This window comes from Streptomyces sp. NPDC051677 (assembly GCF_044453465.1).
In the GTDB taxonomy this organism is placed as follows: Bacteria; Actinomycetota; Actinomycetes; order Streptomycetales; family Streptomycetaceae; genus Streptomyces.
Genome location: NZ_JBITCT010000023.1, coordinates 112,439 through 130,325, shown reverse-complemented (window position 1 = coordinate 130,325; position 17,887 = coordinate 112,439). Strand labels below are relative to the sequence as shown.

At 66.7% G+C, this 17,887-nt stretch carries 14 protein-coding genes; 9 read left to right on the top strand and 5 right to left on the bottom strand.

Going from position 1 to position 17,887, the window contains the following annotated elements; all coding sequences use genetic code 11:
• Positions 1 to 16 precede the first annotated feature (16 nt).
• The 9 genes from ACIBAF_RS26290 (at position 17) to ACIBAF_RS26250 (ending at position 7,946) form a co-directional block, all read left to right on the top strand.
• Complete coding sequence (locus ACIBAF_RS26290) at positions 17 to 1,042, top strand: hypothetical protein (protein WP_399466179.1); 1,026 nt, start codon at positions 17 to 19, stop codon at positions 1,040 to 1,042.
• A gap of 143 nt (positions 1,043 to 1,185) precedes the next feature.
• Positions 1,186 to 1,488, top strand: coding sequence for a hypothetical protein (locus ACIBAF_RS26285; protein ID WP_362045290.1), 303 nt, complete (start codon positions 1,186 to 1,188; stop codon positions 1,486 to 1,488).
• 19 nt (positions 1,489 to 1,507) lie between these two features.
• On the top strand, positions 1,508 to 2,125 hold the full coding sequence (locus ACIBAF_RS26280; protein ID WP_399466177.1) for a hypothetical protein: 618 nt from the start codon (positions 1,508 to 1,510) through the stop codon (positions 2,123 to 2,125).
• Positions 2,126 to 2,355: 230 nt separating this feature from the next.
• Entirely contained in the window at positions 2,356 to 2,547 is a 192-nt protein-coding gene (locus ACIBAF_RS26275; protein ID WP_399466176.1) for a hypothetical protein, read from the top strand.
• 50 nt (positions 2,548 to 2,597) lie between these two features.
• The gene (locus tag ACIBAF_RS26270) at positions 2,598 to 4,043 is read left to right on the top strand and encodes an N-6 DNA methylase (RefSeq protein WP_399466175.1); all 1,446 of its coding nucleotides are present in this window, start codon (positions 2,598 to 2,600) and stop codon (positions 4,041 to 4,043) included.
• Positions 4,043 to 5,320 (top strand): hypothetical protein, encoded by a 1,278-nt coding sequence (locus ACIBAF_RS26265; protein ID WP_399466174.1) that lies wholly within the window; start codon positions 4,043 to 4,045, stop codon positions 5,318 to 5,320. The genes ACIBAF_RS26270 and ACIBAF_RS26265 overlap by 1 nt, the downstream gene beginning before the upstream one ends.
• A 53-nt stretch (positions 5,321 to 5,373) precedes the next feature.
• Positions 5,374 to 6,540, top strand: a complete 1,167-nt coding sequence (locus tag ACIBAF_RS26260; RefSeq protein WP_399466172.1) for a pyridoxal phosphate-dependent aminotransferase — start codon at positions 5,374 to 5,376, stop codon at positions 6,538 to 6,540.
• 330 nt (positions 6,541 to 6,870) lie between these two features.
• Complete coding sequence (locus ACIBAF_RS26255; RefSeq protein WP_399466170.1) at positions 6,871 to 7,506, top strand: DUF433 domain-containing protein; 636 nt, start codon at positions 6,871 to 6,873, stop codon at positions 7,504 to 7,506.
• Positions 7,506 to 7,946 carry a hypothetical protein gene (locus ACIBAF_RS26250; RefSeq protein WP_399466169.1) on the top strand — a complete coding sequence of 147 codons (441 nt, stop codon included), beginning with the start codon at positions 7,506 to 7,508 and terminating at the stop codon, positions 7,944 to 7,946. Before ACIBAF_RS26255 ends, ACIBAF_RS26250 begins: the two co-directional genes overlap by 1 nt.
• 140 nt (positions 7,947 to 8,086) lie before the next feature.
• On the opposite strand, the gene ACIBAF_RS26245 is transcribed toward ACIBAF_RS26250, so the two are convergent.
• The 5 genes from ACIBAF_RS26245 to ACIBAF_RS26225 form a co-directional block, all read right to left on the bottom strand.
• Positions 8,087 to 9,343, bottom strand: a complete 1,257-nt coding sequence (locus ACIBAF_RS26245) for a hypothetical protein (protein ID WP_399466167.1) — start codon at positions 9,341 to 9,343, stop codon at positions 8,087 to 8,089.
• Between the two features lie 156 nt (positions 9,344 to 9,499).
• The gene (locus ACIBAF_RS26240) at positions 9,500 to 12,778 is read right to left on the bottom strand and encodes a type I restriction endonuclease subunit R (protein ID WP_399466166.1); all 3,279 of its coding nucleotides are present in this window, start codon (positions 12,776 to 12,778) and stop codon (positions 9,500 to 9,502) included.
• Complete coding sequence (locus tag ACIBAF_RS26235; RefSeq protein WP_399466165.1) at positions 12,775 to 14,004, bottom strand: restriction endonuclease subunit S; 1,230 nt, start codon at positions 14,002 to 14,004, stop codon at positions 12,775 to 12,777. The genes ACIBAF_RS26240 and ACIBAF_RS26235 overlap by 4 nt, the downstream gene beginning before the upstream one ends.
• Positions 14,005 to 14,044: 40 nt before the next feature.
• Positions 14,045 to 15,673, bottom strand: coding sequence for a type I restriction-modification system subunit M (locus tag ACIBAF_RS26230; RefSeq protein ID WP_399466163.1), 1,629 nt, complete (start codon positions 15,671 to 15,673; stop codon positions 14,045 to 14,047).
• Positions 15,674 to 15,690: 17 nt separating this feature from the next.
• Positions 15,691 to 17,832: a hypothetical protein gene (locus tag ACIBAF_RS26225; protein ID WP_399466162.1), complete on the bottom strand. Its 2,142-nt coding sequence runs from the start codon at positions 17,830 to 17,832 to the stop codon at positions 15,691 to 15,693.
• Between the last annotated feature and the right edge of the window lie 55 nt (positions 17,833 to 17,887).

Genomic DNA, 17,887 nt, shown 5'->3' with positions numbered 1-17,887 from the left:
AGGAATCGAGAAACAGATGGGATACACCCACGACGTCTTGGACGACATCCGCTCCCAGATCGACGCCCACGCCGAGCCGTTGGCAGAGGCCCGCAATCGGTTGGCCTTGGTCCGCTCCGCAGCCACGGCATTCCCCGGATCCCTGCGAACCTACGCGAGTGGATCACTGGCCCAGCACACCTTCATTCACCCGGTCGGCGACGGAGACGGCGGCCTGGTCCTCGACCGCCGCGTCTACCCGCGGCTCGGACCCGACGGTGGCGGTGAGACTCCTGCCGACATCGCGGCAGAGCTCTGCGGGTTGTTGGGCCCCGCGGTCCGCGAGGTGTACCCGAACGCCCGTTGCGGGACCTCCAAGCGCGGCCCCAAGCTGACGTTCGGCCAGCCGACGGACGGCCAGGACCCCACCGTGGACCTGGTCGTCGCGTTGACCCGTAAGGACGCACCGGGCCTGTGGATTCCCAACCTCAAGAACGACACATGGGAGGCTTCCGACCCCGAGCGCCACGTCGAGTTGTTCACCTCCGGGAGTCTTTCCTTGCAGCGCACCCGGCGTCGGGTCGTACGCCTGCTGAAGGCGTGGAACAAGCAGTACAGCGTCCCAGGCTTCTCCTCCCACAACCTGACTGTCTGGGCTTGGGAGTTCATCGAGCCCGGCATGGGAATGGCGACCGCGCTGTCCACCGTTCTGACGAAGGCGGCCGGACGGGTCGACTCCGGGAACGCCACGGTTGACCCCGCCGGAGTATCGCCGAACGTGCGGCTGCTCGTCCCGCGCGACACCGCGTCCCGCAGGCTGCATACGGCGGCATCTGGGTTGGACGAAGCACTCGCCCACGACGACGATCGTGACGCCGTCCTCTCTGCACTGTCTCGGGTCTTCTACAAGTACATCGCCGACCCGTCTTCTCGCGGTCTCGCGCAGAAGATCGGGGCACTGCGGCAATCGGGCCCAGTCTCAAGCGCCCTCCTGGGGCTGAGCGGCCCGCCCGTAGCGATCCCCGCAGTCCGCTCGTACGGCGCCCCGACTGACAACCGGTGAGTCGGCCCGCACCATGGCGAGAGCCGGCCTGGTTCACCAGACCGGCTCTCCGCTTCGCCTTCCAGCGCGGCATCGAAGCCTGCGGCCCGACGGCAAGGATCGTAAGACCTCCCTGCCGGTACCCGGGCGGCTTCGCGCTGGCCGTGCACCTCGACCTGCCCGACATCCCCGAGCAGACCGTCACTATCGTCTTCGGCCAATACTCCCCCTATACACCCCACATCTACAGTGACGGCCCAAGCGAATCACCGCACCGCTACGCCGAGGGGGCCCTGTGCATCTGGTACCCATACGACCCGGCCGAGCAGCAGTGGACACGCCGTGACGGACCGGCGATCCTGCTCGGGTTGATCGTCGCGCACCTGCTCAAGGAAGAGTGGTGGCGCCTCACCGGCGAGTGGCCCGGACAAGAGGCTCCACACCACACACCCGAGGCGCGCAGCTAGCCGAATCAGGGAGGGCAGCATGACCACGCCACCGCCAGCCCTTCCCTCGCCCAGCGCGATCACCGCGACGACACCGTCCACCCCGACTCCAGCTTCCACATCCTCGACCCCCGGACCCGAGGCACTGACGTCGGCGCTAGTCTCCGGGGCCGTCCTCGCAGCCGCCATAGCCGCAACCATCAACCTCTGGCTGGCCCGGAGTAGGTCCCGTGAAGAAGAGCGCGGACGCCTCCGCGCGGCCTTCGCGGAAGCCTTCGTCGCCTACACCACCTACAAGGAGATGCCGTACGCCATCCGTCGCCGCCACGCTGATCAAGCCGCAGAAGAGCGCGTCCGTCTCTCGGAGATCCTCCGCGAGACCCAAGCCCAACTCGCTTACCATCTCGCCTGGACCGCCCTGGAGTCACCCGACGTCGGTGATGCCTACAAGAGCCTCGTTCAACACCTCCGCCAGACAGCTGGCACTGCAATGCACGAGGCATGGGAAGCGCCCGCCATCACCAGCGACACTCAGATGAACATCCCGTCGGCCGTCATCGACCTCAGCGAACTCGTCCAATACGAGACCGCGTACCTCGATGCCGTCCGCGCCCACCTTCACGAACTTCTGCCGTGGTGGAAACGCCTGCGCTCCTGACCCCCATGAGGCTTCCACGCGTCGTGAGATCCGGGGGATCACCGTCTCAAATCCCAAACAGCGTGCACTCGCTAAGAGTGCCTCAACTTCGGGCGCGCGCTTAGAGAAATCCCAAACGGCGTGCACCCAGCGGCGGGCGGCCTACGTCCTCTACTGTCCTTCCTGAAGCCAGGGATCACCGGCTCACTCGTCCGCTCGGAGATCCCCCGACATCAGGAAGGAACCATGTCGTGCAGCTGAGGCTGATGTACGTGATCATTGCGGTCCTCGCGGCGCTCGTCGCCGCTCTGGCTGGCAGCGTCTTGACCGTCGTCGAGGGAGGACGTCCCGCGGCGGCCTTCAAGACTGGAGCATTGACCTTCGCCGGCTCCCTGACGCTCCTCATCGTGGTCATGGGCGCCCTGGGTGTGGTGGGCTCGTGAGCGACGTAGGCGCCCTTGGAGGGTACGTACATGCCTCCTCGCTCGACGAGGTGCTCGCGAAGGTGCACCAGCACCGCGCGCACCTCTCACGGCTGATGAACGCTCACGACGCGACTCGCCTCATCCTCGGACTGCTGTACCTGAGCCGAAAAGCGCACGCCAATCCCGGTGCCAGCGTACCGACATGGTCGTGGTTGCTGGGGCAGTCGGCAGAGCGTGGTTCGGGAATCCGCGCTGCCGTGAGCAAGTGTCTGAGCCACTGGCTTCCCGCAGCCGACGAGCAGGACCCAGACTTGGGCACAAGGAGCCTGATGCCCGTTCCGCCCTCCGGTTCCGAAGGATCACTGCACGCTCTCATCCAAGCCATCGGCTCCACACAGCTGGTCAGGCCCCTGCTCGACCACTGCCTACGCGACCTCTCGGCGGACCAGGCCCAGGCTGACGGCAGCCACTACTTCACGCCGGACGACATGGCCCGCCTCATGGTCGGTGCGGCCGTCCCTCGCGACGGGCACAGAGTGCTGGACCCGGTCTGCGGTTCAGGGGGACTGCTTGTCGAGAGTCACCGCTACGTCCGCGAACGCGTCGGGCTGGACCCGACCATGTCCTTGCAGGGGAAGGAGCAGCACGCCCACACCTCACAGGTGGCCCGTATGAACTTCGCGGTGCGGGGGATCACGGCTCACGTCTTCCCGCCCGGAGACAGTCTCGCGGAGCCCGAACCGGAGCCGTACGACATCGTCCTGGCCAACCTTCCCTTCAACCAGCGCAACTGGGCGTTGGAGGGCGAGGCAGAGCAAACTCGCCGGTCGGGCCTCGCAGTCCCTGTCGATCCCCGCTGGCCAGAGGAACCGCCGTCCCTAGGGTCCGCCAACCCCGCGTGGATTCAGCACATCGCGCACGCGCTTGCCCCTTCCGGACGTGCCGTCTTCCTAATGGCCGACAAGATGGCCAACAGCAGGCAGCCCGTCACCCGAAGGCTCCGCCAACGTCTCCTGCGTGACGACCTTGTCGAGTGCGTGATCGCTCTGCCGCCTCGCGTGCTCGGTCTGTCCAAAGCCCCCGCCTGTCTGTGGGTACTCAACAGGGACAAGAGTGCGCGCCCCGGCTGGGGTATCCGGGACCGCCGCCAGCAGGTGCTGTTCGTCAACGCGCGGCGAGCCTTCGAACCTGTCCCGGATTCGAGAGCACGAAGGCTGGGCGACAAGAACACGACATTGATCCTGACCACTCTGGCGGCCTGGCGTGGCCTCTCCGAGAACGGTGCCACGGCCTCGCCGTACAACGACACAGTCGGCTGGTCCCGAAGCTGCTCCACCAAGGAGATCGCCGACCACGAGTCCAGCCTGATGCCGACCTCGTACGCCGTGGAGCCCCCCAGCCCCGAACGGGACACGCGAAGCCGGGTCGAGCAACTCAAGCTCGAACTGGCCGATCAGCTCGACCAGATGCGCGTACTGGAACTCCGGCTGCTGGACGTCTTGGAGGAGATCTGATGGAAGCCAATGCGGACCAGGGCGCCTCGGATGGGGCGGCTTGGAAGACGACCTCCATCAAGATCGAGCGGCCTCGCATCTACACCACCTCCGGATTCCTCGACGACGCGGCTGCCGAGCAGACCGCAGGAGTCGTCAGCTCGACGTTCCTCCAGAACGGCAGAATCCTCGCGCCCAGGGCCAACGAGTGTCGGCCGGGTGATTCCCCGCCCAGCCGGGCAACCCTCAGGGAGGGCGACCTGGCCGTCGTACTCGTCCGACGGGTGGGCGATTCCGCGCTGGTTACCGCCGAGCACGCAGGATGTACAGCGACCAGGTCGATCGGCATCATCCGCGCTGAACCGCACATAGCGCGATGGCTGCGTATCTGGCTACAGACACCCACGGCGAAGGCTCGCATCGACGAGGACGTGACGGCACACGTCGAGCCCACCGTCAGCCTCGACACTCTCCACCGCATGCCGTTTCCGCTTCCTCCGGCAGACGTAATCAATGCATACCACCAGACATTCGACCTCATCGAGGAGATGACCGCTCTCTACCAGGAAACCGCCCGCAAGGCGGTGGAACTGGCCGACGCCCTCCATGACGACTGGGCGTCGACGATTCCGCCCTGGGAGACACGATCGCTTGCGAAGGTCGCCAAACCGAAGACGGGCAAAGGTTCCGAACGCTCGCTTCCCCCCTTGCCCACAGAACCCATCACCGATGTAACCGAAGTAGTCGCCCCTAGAGATCTCTACGACCTCCCCGTGCCCCACGTGCAGAGTTTCCGTCTGAGCAGTCCAGCGAACGTCGGCGAGGCGCATCCGCCCGGCACCTTGATGCTGAGCACCCGTTCCGACGGCGCACACATCGCCGTGCCGAGCCGACCAGCAACACCTCTCAGAGGCGTCGTGGCCGTACGACCTATTGAGGAAGAAGACGGTTGGTGGCTGCTCCACGAACTCAGGAGGAGGAGCAGTGACATCGCACGGCTGGCACAGGGCCAGAACGGCCGGGAAATCTCCGCCGGTGCCCTCAAGCGCCTGCAGGTCACCTGGCCTGACCGGTTCACACGCACCGCCTTCCACGCGATGACCGAACCCCTGCACGCCGCGGCCCGACTCCTGGTCGCCAAGATCGCGACGCTGCACACCCTGCGGGAGGCACTACTGCGCGACATCTCCGCGAAGGCTGGCGTCCTCCGAGAACCGACAACCGAGCCGGAAGAGCAGGGAGCTCCTCCTCCTCGCCCCACCACGGCCCCCTCACCACGGGGGTATGACCGGCAATGAGTCAGGATGGTCCCCGGAGAACCGATAAGCATCTGCGTGAGAACGGTGGAGACATGAACGCCAGGCCGCTGCTGAACCGAAGGCTGGACGGACTCGGGACGACGATCTTCGCGGAGATGTCGGCGCTGGCGACCGCGACGGGCGCGATCAACCTGGGCCAGGGCTTCCCTGACACGGACGGCCCTGAGGAGATCCGCGAGGCTGCTGTCCGCGCTCTGCGGGAGGGGAAGGGCAACCAGTACCCGCCCGGCCCGGGTATCCCGGAACTGCGCGCCGCGATCTCCGACCACCAACAGCGCTTCTACGACCTCTCCTTCGACCCTGACTCCGAGGTCCTGGTCACCGCCGGCGCCACCGAGGCCATCGCCGCCACCATGCTGGCGCTGCTGGAGCCGGACGACGAGGTCATCGCCTTCGAGCCCTTCTACGACTCCTACGCCGCCTGCATCGCGATGGCCGGCGCGAAGCGCGTACCGCTCACCCTGCGCGCCCCGTCCTTCCGCCCGGACCTGGACGAGCTGCGCGCCAAGATCACCCCGCGGACCCGCCTCCTTCTCCTCAACACCCCGCACAACCCGACCGGCATGGTCCTTACCGGCGACGAACAGAGCGCCATTGCCGCACTCGCCATCGAGCACGACCTCCTCGTCGTCACCGACGAGGTGTACGAGCACCTTGTCTACGAGGGCACACACCGCCCCATCGCGGCCCTACCCGGAATGCGCGAGCGCACGGTCACAATCAGCTCGGCCGGCAAGACCTTCTCCTTCACCGGATGGAAGGTTGGCTGGGTCACGGCGAACGGCCCGCTCGTCTCCGCCGTCCGGACGGCAAAGCAGTACCTGACGTACGTCAGCGCGGGCCCCTTCCAGTACGCGATCGCCGAGGCGCTGCGCCTGCCGGACTCGTACTTCGACGCCTTCCGCGCCGACCTCCGCCGCAAGCGCGACCTGCTCGGCGACGGCCTGCGGGCAGCTGGGTTCGAGGTCTACCAGCCCCGGGGCACGTACTTCATCACCACCGACATCACCCCGTTCGGAGAGAAGGACGCCTACGCCTTCTGCCGTGCCCTCCCCGAACGCTGCGGCGTCGTCGCCATCCCCAACTCCGTCTTCTACGACGACCCCGACGCCGGCCGCAGCCAGGTCCGCTTCACCTTCTGCAAGAAGGACGACGTCCTCCAAGAGGCAGCCGACCGCTTGCGGCGCCTGGCGTCCTGAACTCACGCCCCTTCACCTCGACGAATGAGACCGAGGCAAGACCGTCACCGGCGTGAGCGGGTCGGCTCCCAGATGGCTCCCAGCGGAACGTACCTCGTCAGCTACGGTACTGTTTTTGCTGGTCAGCGGCGTGTGGCCGAGAGGCACGTGCTCGTCCGGTCCGGCCCGTGCCGACCTGTCCGCTCACGCACGGCTCACGCACGCTGGGCGTTTCACCGCTTCGCCGCAGAGGATCTGGAGCATCTGGGCTCTCGTCGTTCTGTAGCGTTGCCGCTCGGAGAACTGGGATGATGGCACCCCACAGCACGCGACCAGGATAGGAGGCGGCAGATGGCGTACTCGACCCGCATGGCTGCCGCCCTCTCGGGAGCGACGGTCGGACAACTGCGCACGTGGAGGCAGGACCGTGGCAACGGGCCGATCCTTCAGCCCGAGCTGGCAGCCAGGCCGGCCCTGTACTCCTTCCGTGACGTACTCGCGCTGCGTGCGTTCGCCCACCTTCGCCAGAACGTGTCACTCCAGAAGATCCGCGTAGCCTTGGCCACCCTGAAAAGGATCGGGGAGGTCGAGCACCTGTCCAGTTACTCCCTGGTGGCCGAGGGCGACTCGATCGTCCTTGCAGGCCACGATGACCACGGCACCGATCTGGTCAAACGCCCTGGCCAACGGGTGATCGCCACCATGGCCGACATCCTCCAGGAGTTCGCTCCCAGAGCCGGCGTCGTCGTCCCCCACCTGCTCCAGCCGAAGCAGCACGTCACTGTCGACCCCGAGACCCAGGGCGGACAGCCCGTGATCACGGGCACGAGGATCCCCTTCGACACCGTCGCGGAGCTGATCGAGGACGGCATCCCGCCGGAGGGGATCGCCGACTACTATCCCGGCGTCACCGCTGACGCAGCACGTGACGCTGCTTCCTTCGCGCTCTACGTGGACAGCTACAGCACGGGAGCGCGCGCTGCCTGATGCGGATCCTCATCGACGAGAACGTCCCCGTCCAGGTGCTGGAGATGCTCAGACGGATTCTGCCCGGACATGAGGTCAAGCTCGTCAGCGAGATCAAGTGGGCGGGCAAGAAGGATCTCGCGCTTCTCCCCGATGCCGCGAGAAAAGGTTTCGAAGTCTTCCTGACCAGGGATGCCCGCCAGTTGGAGGATCCGTCGGAGACGGAGGCCATCAAGAAGTCGGGCATGCACCACATCCGCTTCAGTCAGGCGCACAGGGGCATGGCCGGTCTGGGCCTGGCGATGGGCGCGGTGGTAGCGGCCATGCCCCTGATCGTCGGCGAGCTCAACGAAGCAGACACACAGCAGCTGATTCACATCAAGGGCTTGAACCCGGTGAGCAAGCACCGCTTCGAGCGTGTGGACCCGTCCGTCTCACCGCCCGCCTACTGGCCACGCTAGGCGAGTGACGCCTCCCGCCACATGCCCGACGCAGCGGGAAACCATGACGACCACCCGGCTCAGGACCGGACGGTGATCCTTCTGGTGCAGGGCCGGCAGGAGGCTGAGTCAGTCGTCCGGCATACCGGGATGGTCGGCGCTCACTCAGACTTCTTGTCGCCTTGCTCGTCGTTCCCGCGCAGACGACGCGCTCGCTCGGCGATACCGCTGGAGAGCTTGTTTTTCACCGAGTTGGCCCGGTCGAGGGTCTCGTTGCCAAGACTTCGGGCAGCACCAACACCATTTACTCCTTTTTCCAACGCTCTGTCCCTCACCTCCAGGGCAGCTTCCGTCCATCGCCTCGCCTCAGATGAATCGCCACCGGACTCGATTCCGAGCCGCACGTGAAAGTCATGGACGCCGGTCGCGACCTGGTTGCTCGACTGGACCACAGCCGGGGATGTGGTCGGGTGCAGCAACACCTTGGCGTTGGCCACGCCAACAGCGGCGTTCATCCTGGCCAGCAGAGTTTCGGTGCTCCGCGAGATGTGCTCCAGCCGGTCCTGCCGGGCGGCCTTCAGGCCGAGGCGATGCCCGTTGAGCTCATCGGGGGACGCGTCCAGCACCCTGTCGAGTTCGAGTACAGCGATCGCGTCCTGCAACTGGAAACAGCGAGCCAGAACGGCGAGCCATTCTCGAACGATGACCTCAGCTTCTTTGACCATCGTGGCGAGATCACCGATCTTGGTCTTGCGCTCCATGTTCTCGGCGACCGCGTCGAGTTGACGCAGCGCGTACGCCTGCGTCTCCGCAATCGTCGCCGGCGCGGCGTGCACCTTCGACCAGGTGACCTCGTCGACCCTGCCCCGCTTCTCTCGGATGGTCATGGCCTCCTCGATCACGAAGCCCACTCCGATCACGCGGGCCAAGACAGTGTCCTTCTGCGCACGCAGTACGTCGTCGACCTTCTTGTCGATCGCGGCGAGGTAGTCAGTGATCTCGTCCATGGTCTGTTGCATGGCGACCTGCGCCATGAACTTCCCGGCGTTGGCAAGAGTCGCCGGGTTGGACAGGAGCGATCGGGGCGCGTGCGCGAACTCGAGGAAGCCCTTGATGTGGCCCTTCTGTCCCTTCAGCACACCCGTGCTGAGCCCTGTCTTCGCGCTCTCCCTCAGGCCATACTTCTTGAGGAGCACCGCCGACTTCGGCGTCAGCTTGACCCAGTGAGCGGAGTTGGCGGCGATCTCCGATCCTGCCTCTGCGACTGCAGCACCCGTAGCGAAGACGGACTTGTACCACCGCGGTCCGAGGCTCTTGGACGGCAGTCCCTCCGAAGCGAGGAAGTTTTCGACGTCCTTCGCGCTCCCGATGACTGTCAGCCCATCCCCGTCGCTGATCAGCTGAATCTCGTTGTCCATGGTCCGCTCCTGAAGTGGCTTCTCGCCGTCGAATGTGGTCAGGGTTCGCAGAGTGAGCGCCGGGCCGCGGCCGAGGTCTTCCGAAGGCGGGAGACCTCGGCCCTGACCCGGTCGGGGCGTGAGTGCACTGCTCTTGCGCCGACGTGGCCGGCGGGCTCAGCTGTCCGGCATACCGGTGGTGGCCCACTCGTCGGCGAAGTGCTCCATCTGCTTCAGGACCAGGTTCACCGCCTCCGCACGACGGTCCGGCGGGTAGCCGTGGCGAGCCAGCAGGCGCTTGATGGCGCTACGGAGACCAGCGCGGACCGGTTCACGGGCGATCCAGTCGGGCTTGAGCTTCTTCTGGACCTCCGCGACGAGATCGCGGGCGATGCTCGCCAGGATCTCATCGCCCATGAGTTCCTGCGCCGAGTCGTGCTCGGCCACGGCGTCGTAGAAGGCGAGCTCGCGCCAGTTCAGCGGCGGATCGAACTTCTCGCCTCGCCGTGCGTCTTCGACCACCTCCTTGGCCATCTCGACCAGCTTGGCGATGAGTTCGGCACTCGTGTACTGCTGCCGCGTGTACCGGATCATCAGGTCCTGCAGACGGTCGGAGAAGGCCGTGCGGCGGACGATGTTGTGACGCGTGACCTCGCGCATCTTCTGCTCGATGAGCCGACGCAGCGCCTCCGCCGCGAGGTGAGGGGTGTCGCTGCCCTGGAGCTTGGCGACGAGCGCGTCGTTGAGGTGCGTCAGGTCAGCCATCTCCAGGCCGGCCTCGGCGAACAGGTCCGATATCCCGCCGGTCTCGACGACGGACGAGGTCAGCTGGGCGAGGTACAGCTCGACGTCGCGGGCGACGGGCAGGCCGCGCGCCTCGCGGTCCGCCGCGTCGAGCTTGGCCATGTAGGCGCGGACCTCGACGAAGAACTGGATGTCCCGGCGCCAGGCCGGGTGATCCGGGAAACGCTCGCCGATGTTCGTGGCGCTGGCGGACAGCGCGTAGAAGCGCTCCAGGCGGTGGGAGTGCTCTCGGAAGCGCCGACCGACGGTCTGGCGGGGGTCGTCGAGCTTCTCCGGGTCGTTGCCAGGGGTACGCGGATTCCGGAGGTACTCGGCAGCCCCGCCGGCGGCGTTGACGAACGCCTTCGCCGTCGGCTGTTCAAGACGCGCACGCCAGTTGAAGCCGCGCAGGATGTCGCTGAGGATGTCGTACTCGTTGCGCAGCTCGTCCAGCGCGCGGTCGAGGTCCTGGCCGAGGGTGCGGTCCTCCTGGTCGGCGTCCGTGTACTCGGCGATCGCCTTCTGCAGGTTCTCCGTCAGCGGCGCGTAGCCGACGAGCAGGCCGTCCTCCTTGCCGCGGAAGCGGCGGTTGACCCGGGCGAGGGCCTGCATCAGGTTGGCGCCCTTGAGCGGACGGTCGAGGTACATGGTGTGGACCGGCGGGGCGTCGAAGCCGGTCAGCAGCATGTTGTTGACGATGAGCAGCTCCAGCTCGTCGTCAGGGTCCTTGGCCCGGTTGATGACCGCCTTGCGCTGGCCGTCGGGCAGCGCGTGGACGAGCAGGTGGTCGTCGTCCTTGCGGGAGTTCGAGGAGAAGACGATCTTCATCGCACCCTTGGAGGGCTCGTCGCTGTGCCACTCCGGTCGCAGCTCGCGCAGGGCGTCGTAGACTCGAACGCAGATCTCACGGGTCGCGCAGACGACCATCGCCTTGCCGGCCGCCCCGCCCTTCTCGGAGACGCCGACGAACGGCCGCATCCGCTCCCGCCGCTCCTCCCAGTGCGCCACCAGGTCCTCGGCGAGATCCCTGACACGGGCCGGCAAGCCGTACATGGCATTCATCGTGGCGACGGCCGTCTCGACACGGCGGCGCTCGGTGTCGTCGAGGCCGTCGGTGATGCGGTCGGCCTCCTCGTCGATCTCCGTCGGGTCGACGTCCTTGCCGAGGACGAGCTTGATGACCCGGCCCTCGTGGAAGACCTTGACCGTCGCGCCGTCGTCGGCGGCCCTCTTGAGGTCGTAGATGTCGATGTAGCCGCCGAAGACCTGGCGGGTGTTGCGGTCGGCCTCGGAGATCGGCGTCCCGGTGAAGGCGAGGAGCGTGGCGTGCGGGAGGGCGTCGCGGAGGTGACGGGCGTAGCCGTCGAGGTTGTCGTAGTGGCTGCGGTGGGCTTCGTCGACAACGACCACGATGTTGCGCCGGTCGGAGAGCAGCGGGTGGTCGGCCCCCGACTCCTTCTCCTCCTTGGTCCTGCCGAACTTTTGCAGAGTGGTGAAGAGGATGCCGCCGGTCCGCTTGGCCGCGAGCTCCTCCCGCAGTTTGGCTCGGGTCGCGACCTGGAGAGGCGTCCCCGGGAGAATCTCGCTCTCCAGGAAGGTGGAGTACAGCTGGTCGTCGAGGTCATTGCGGTCGGTGATGACGACGACGGTCGGGTTCAGCAGGGCCGGGTCGCCCATCACCATCGCCGTGGTGAGCACCATCTCCTCGGACTTGCCCGAGCCCTGCGTGTGCCACACGACACCGGCCTTCCCGTTCCCGGCTGCCGCTTCGCGGACCTTCTCAGCGGCCCGGGTCACCGCGAAGTACTGGTGCGGCTTCGCAATGCGCTTCATCTGCTTGGACGGCACGAAGTTGATGAAGGACCGGCACAGGGAGAGAAACCGGGTCTGGGTAAACAGCCCGTGCAGCGCCAGGTTCTGGCCCGAATCGGCCACTCCCTCGTCGTCCACGGCGAACGGGGTGACGCGGGCCCCGGTCTCATCCGTGTTCCAGGGCGCGAAGTGCTCGTACGGGGTGAAGGGCGTGCCGTACTTCGCCGTGATGCCGTCGGAGAGCAGCACCACCGCGTTGTAGCGGAAGGCGGTCGGAAACTCCTTCACGTACCGGGAGACCTGGGAGTGCGCGTCCTGGAGCGTGGCGCTCTCGTCGCCTGCGCGCTTCAACTCCAGCACGGCGAGCGGGAGTCCGTTGACGTACAGGACGATGTCGAAGCGGCGCCGCTTCTCGCCGTCGACGACGGTGACCTGGTTCAGCGCGCGGTACGTGTTCCCGTCCGGGTCCGTCAGGTCGACGAGGCGGACGGTCGGGTTGTGCTCGGCACCGAAGGCGTCGGTGTAGACGACGGAGCGGATGCCGGTCGTCAGGTAACCGTGGGCGGTGCGGTTCTCCTCGTACGTGTCCTGCGACTCCGGGGTCGCCGCGGCAGCGATAGCGTCGCGTACGGCGTCCGGGGGCAGCTCGGGGTTGAGCCGCTCGATCGCCTCGCGGAGGTCGGGGTAGAGGATCAGGTCGTCCCACGACTTACGGTGCCCGGAGCCGGGCGCGAACTCGTTGCCGGAGGCGGGCAGCCAGGCCAACTCGGCTAGCTCGTCGAGGGCGAGCAGCTCCCAGTCGGCTTCCAGAGGGCGGTGGTTCTGGCTTCTTCTGCTTCCGCTCTCGCCGTCGTGCGTCATGTGTGATCCTCGACAATCTTCTCGGCGTCTTTGACGCGAAGGCGGCCGGACATGAGCTGGGGAAGGAGGGTGTCGCGAAGGGCAGCCAGCGATTGGGATTCCCGTAGAGCCAGCGTCAACCGCTGGCGTACGGGAGCGATGAGGCGAAGGTACTGTTGCATCACCTCAACGGGAGGAATCGACAGTTGGGCACCGACGATGACCTTGGCATTCATGTTTGCCTGGACTGAGCCCCCTCGTGCACTTTCCGCATAATCCGCGTAAGCATCCGACTTCAGGAATCCCCACACGAAGTACGAATGGGCGAGTGAAGGTGTCTTAAGGCGTACAAGATATGAAGCGAACACGGAATCCGTCGACTCTTCGACGATTGCCGATTTACCAGGATCAGCCATGCGAGCCACCAAGACGTCACCAAGAGACAATTGATATTTCTCAAGGTCGCGTTCGCTGATTTCACAGTAAGGCACATCCGCCCAGTTGACCCAATTCCTCTTGTTTATATCCTTGACCCGCAGGAATTTCGGGCCAACTGGCTCTGAGCTGCTGCTGGCTGTGTAGCCATACTGGGTTGAGCAGATGTCTGACAGATGACCGGATACCCAGCCGTCTTGAGGAACGGGGGTGGCGGAGGCGAGAAACTCACGTGTAAACAGGGCGTGTGTCAGCTCGTCGGCCGTGGCCGCGATGCGCTCGTTGACTGCGATCTTGTCATCCAGTGCCCCGAGCGCCATAGCAATCCGTCGCTGTTCACGCGAATCCGGGAGGGGAATCGGGAGGGCGCGAATTGTCGGCAAGTTAAGACGTTCGGCGACCGAGCCATCCCGTTGTCCGTGGACGTGAGCAGACATGACAGGCGAGTTCAACCAATAACGCAGGAAGCGATGATCTACATGCGCCGCGTCAGGGCGGATGAGAACCATTCGCTGACCCAGACATACTTGAACACCCGAGGGCACTTCCGCTGCGATCCCAAAGTAGGTACCTTCGCGACTATAGAGGAGGTCGCCATAGCTCGGTTCAGCACGCTTGATGCGATCTTTGTAAGTTTCCTGAGAAACGTGGGCCGCCCCGTCGGAGCGGAAGACGCCGGTAATGACGTCCTGGGTTCGAGCTACATACGGGCCCTCCAGAGTCAGCTTGGGTGTGGAATGAGGACAGTCGTAGATACCAATGCAGATGGAATCCAAGGGCATCCACCTCCAGTTTGGAGGATGCTTCTCCATGCTTCCGGGGATACGAATACTTGGCGTTACGTGAATTCGCTCAGTGGCCACCGCCGATACCTCCCAAGCAGTCCCGAACCGTCTTCTCCAGCTCCGCTGACTTCTCGAAGAGCTCGTACAGTTCCTCCGTCAGCGAGGCGATCCTTTCCGCCACCGCCTCCGCCCCCTCTTCCTCCGTCTCCACAGCTCCCACATACCGCCCCGGCGTCAGCACGTACCCGTGCTCCCGGACCGCCGCAAGGTCGGCCGAGAAGCAGAACCCAGGCTCGTCCTCGTACGTCAGCCCCGCCTCGCGAGCCGACGCCGTTCCCCGCCACGCGTGATACGTGCCAGCGATCTTCGCGAGGTCGGCCTCCGTCAGGACCCGCTCCGTCCGATCCACCATCTCGCCCATGTTCCGGGCGTCGATGAACAGGATCTCGCCGCGCCGATCGTCCAGGCGCTTCACGCCCTGCGGGGTCTTGTCCTTGGCCAGGAACCACAGGCACGCAGGGATCTGCGTCGTGCGGAAAAGCTGGGACGGCATCGCGACCATGCAGGCCACCAGGTCGGCCTCGACCAACGCCTGACGGATCTCGCCCTCGCCGCTCTGCTGGGAGCTCATGGAGCCGTTGGCCAGGACGATGCCGGCGGTGCCGCGCTCGCCCAGCTTGGAGATCATGTGCTGGAGCCAGGCGTAGTTGGCGTTGCTCTTCGGCGGTACCCCGTACCGCCACCTCGGGTCGCTCTCGTCCCGCGCCCAGTCCTTGATGTTGAAGGGCGGATTGGCCATGACGAAATCGGCCTTGAGGTCGGGGTGCTTGTCGTCGGCGAAGGTGTCACCCCAGCGGGGGGCGAGGTTGCCGTCGATGCCGTGGATGGCGAGGTTCATCTTGCCCAGGCGCCAGGTGCGCTCGTTGAGTTCCTGGCCGAAGACGGAGATGTCGGCCTTGTGGGCGCGCCCGGCGTGGGCCTCGATGAACTTGGCCGCCTGGACGAACATGCCGCCCGAGCCGCACGCCGGGTCGTAGACCCGTCCCTCGTACGGCTCCAGGATCTCCACGATCAGCCGGACGACGGACTGCGGCGTGTAGAACTCGCCGCCCCGCTTGCCCTCGGCCCGCGCGAAGTTGCCGAGGAAGTACTCGTACACCTCACCCAGCACGTCCTGCGCGGGCTTGTCGCCGCTGCCGCCGAAGCGGGCGTCGCTGATGAGGTCGACGAGTTCACCGAGACGCTTCTGGTCCACGTTGTCGCGGTTGAAGATCTTCGGCAGGACGCCCGTGAGCGAGGCGTTCTCACGCATGACCGCGTCCATCGCGTCGTCGAGGAGCTTGCCGACACCCTGGCTCTTGGCGTGGGTGGCGATCCACGTCCAACGGGCGGTCTCCGGAACCCAGAAGACGTGGGCACCGGTGTACTCGTCCCGGTCCTCCAGGAAGTCGTCCATCCGGTCCTCGGTGATGCCGTCGTCGGTGAGTTCCGCGGCGAGCTCGGAGCGGCGCTCGTCGAAGGCGTCGGAGACGTACTTCAGGAAGATCAGGCCAAGGACGAACTCCTTGTACTGCGCGGCATCGATGGAGCCGCGCAGCTTGTCGGCGGCCTTCCACAGGATCGCCTGGATCTCCTTGGCGGTGGAGGCGCTGAACAACTCCGCCTGTTCGGTGGGTTTCTTCGCAGCGGTAGCCATGGGGCAGACCGTCTCCTTCAGTCGTCGGTTCCGGGGAGGTTCTGGAGGGTGAGCGTGCCATCGGCGATGCCGGCGGCCGTGAGGCGGACTAGGTCGTCGAGAACGGCGGACTGCTCCCGCAGGAGGTGCGCGCGGGTCTCGATCTCCGCGAGCACGGCGTCGAAGCACTCGGCCTCGCGCCGGCTCAGGTCGGGGATGAGGAGGTCTTCGATGCCGCGCGAGGCCCGCACCGCGCCACTGGTACGCGCGTAGTCGGCGGCGGCCGCCCGCAGCAGTGCCGCGAGTACCCGTGGCAGCACCGGCGGGTCGGCGTCGGGGTGGACGCGCAGGATACGGGCCGGGGCAGCCACCAGGGACAGGCCCGCTTCGTCGACGTACGCACCGAAACGGGGGCTCCTGGTGACGACGATGTCGCCCGGCTCGGTGAACAGGGCGTGTTCGTAGCCGGTGAGAAGGACTCCGCGGTCGATGCGGCGTCCACCCGGGCGTGCGATGCCGAGGACCTCGTCGGGGGTGAGCACCGTGTAGTGGCCGTCCGTCGTGAGGTGCTCGTCGGCGAAACGGTGCCCGGGACGTCGGCGCAGGCGCCGGTCATCGAGGAGCCGGCGGACGGTGGTGCGCCGCACCGGCTGGTCGTCGGGACGCAGTACGGCCTGGGTCCTCAGTGCCGTGCGCAGGTCGGCGCGCTGCCGGGCCTGCTCGTGCAGCTCCGTCAGGCGCTGCTCCAGGTCGCTGATGCGGACCGGACGCTCGATGACGCCCCGGGTGTAGCGGGCCATGGGCGGGCGGTGCTGGGTGGTGAAGGCGGCGCCCGGCCGGTCGTCGAGGTCCTTCGCTGGGACGATCACCGCGTGGCGGGGTTCGTGGCGGCGGTCGCCGCGCCAGGGGGCGGCGCGCCAGATGGCGATGTCCTCGGCGAGCACGTCAAGGACCGTGTCGGTGAGCGGCTGCGCGGAGTAGTCGGCGAGGAGGACCAGGCCCGTGCGGTGTTCCGCCGAGGTGCGGGCCAGCACCCAGAGGGCGGTGCGGTAGCCGGGACGGTAGGGGAACACGCCGTCGGGCAGGCTCACCGCGGCCTTGAGTAAACCGTCCCGGAGGAAGGACCGGCGCAGGCGGTCGGCCTCGCTGTGCCGGGGGAACGGACGGACGAGCACGTCGGCGGGGCCGAGAACGACGGCTGTCGAGCCTTCGTCGAGGTAGTCGGTGAGTGCCTGTACCTGTTCCAGGACGACCTGTGGGCTGCGGTTCTCACCCGACTCGTAGGGAAGGACAGAGACCAGCAGATGGGGATATCCCCAGTCGTCGACGGGCAGGTCCTCCCCTTCGGTGACGCCGAGGTCGAACTCGTTCACGCCTCGGACGAGCATCCGGCGGCGGACCATGCGGGCCCGCACCGGGTCGGGGTCGGCGGCGAGGTAGGTGTGGCCGGAGTCCTCGGCGGCCCGGGCGTGCAGGGCGGCGAGCAGGTCGCCGGAGCGCGCGTGCGGGGTGGCGACGACAGAGCCTTCGTCGAGGGTATCGACGCCGGACAGGGCAGCGAGGACGCGTACCACGGCCGAGGTGGGCTCGTCGGCGGCCAGGTCGTGGGAGCCGAGGCGGCGGCGGGCCTCCAGGACCCAGTCGAAAGCCTCGGCGGGGCTGTAGGCGGCCTCGGTCAGCTCGTCGGCCAACGCGGCCAGCTCGGGACCGAGGCGGTACGGCTCCGGGACGGCCTTCAACTCGGCCGACATGTACGTGTCCTCGGGATCGAGCTCGTCGGCCTGAGTGAGGACCACGTCCCAGCTCTGGCCCGAGAGAGGAACGTCAAGTTGTTGGCGCAGGCAGATCAGCGCGGTCAGCGCCCCCACCAGAACGGAGGCGGAAAGGGCCGGCGTCCGCCAGGCGGCCAGGGTGTACAGGGCCAGTTCGGCCCGCAGGTGGCGGGGATCGGCGTTGCCGCGGCCCGTCGTCGTCAGCCAGTCGACGACCGCGCGGGCGTCGAACAGGGGCCGCCCTTCCTCGTGGGCGACGGGAGCGGGAAAGTCGGGGTGCCTACGGCTCCAGGTGGTGGGGACGGGCCGACGCACCTGGGCAAGGGTGGCGATTTCCGCATACGTGATCCGCCAGACCGACGGCTCGGGCACGATGGGCGACACGGCCCCTTCGCGTGTGCTGGTCACTCGCTCCACTCCCCCTTCCGTACCGGTCCTGTTCGGGCATCCTGGTCGGCCGATC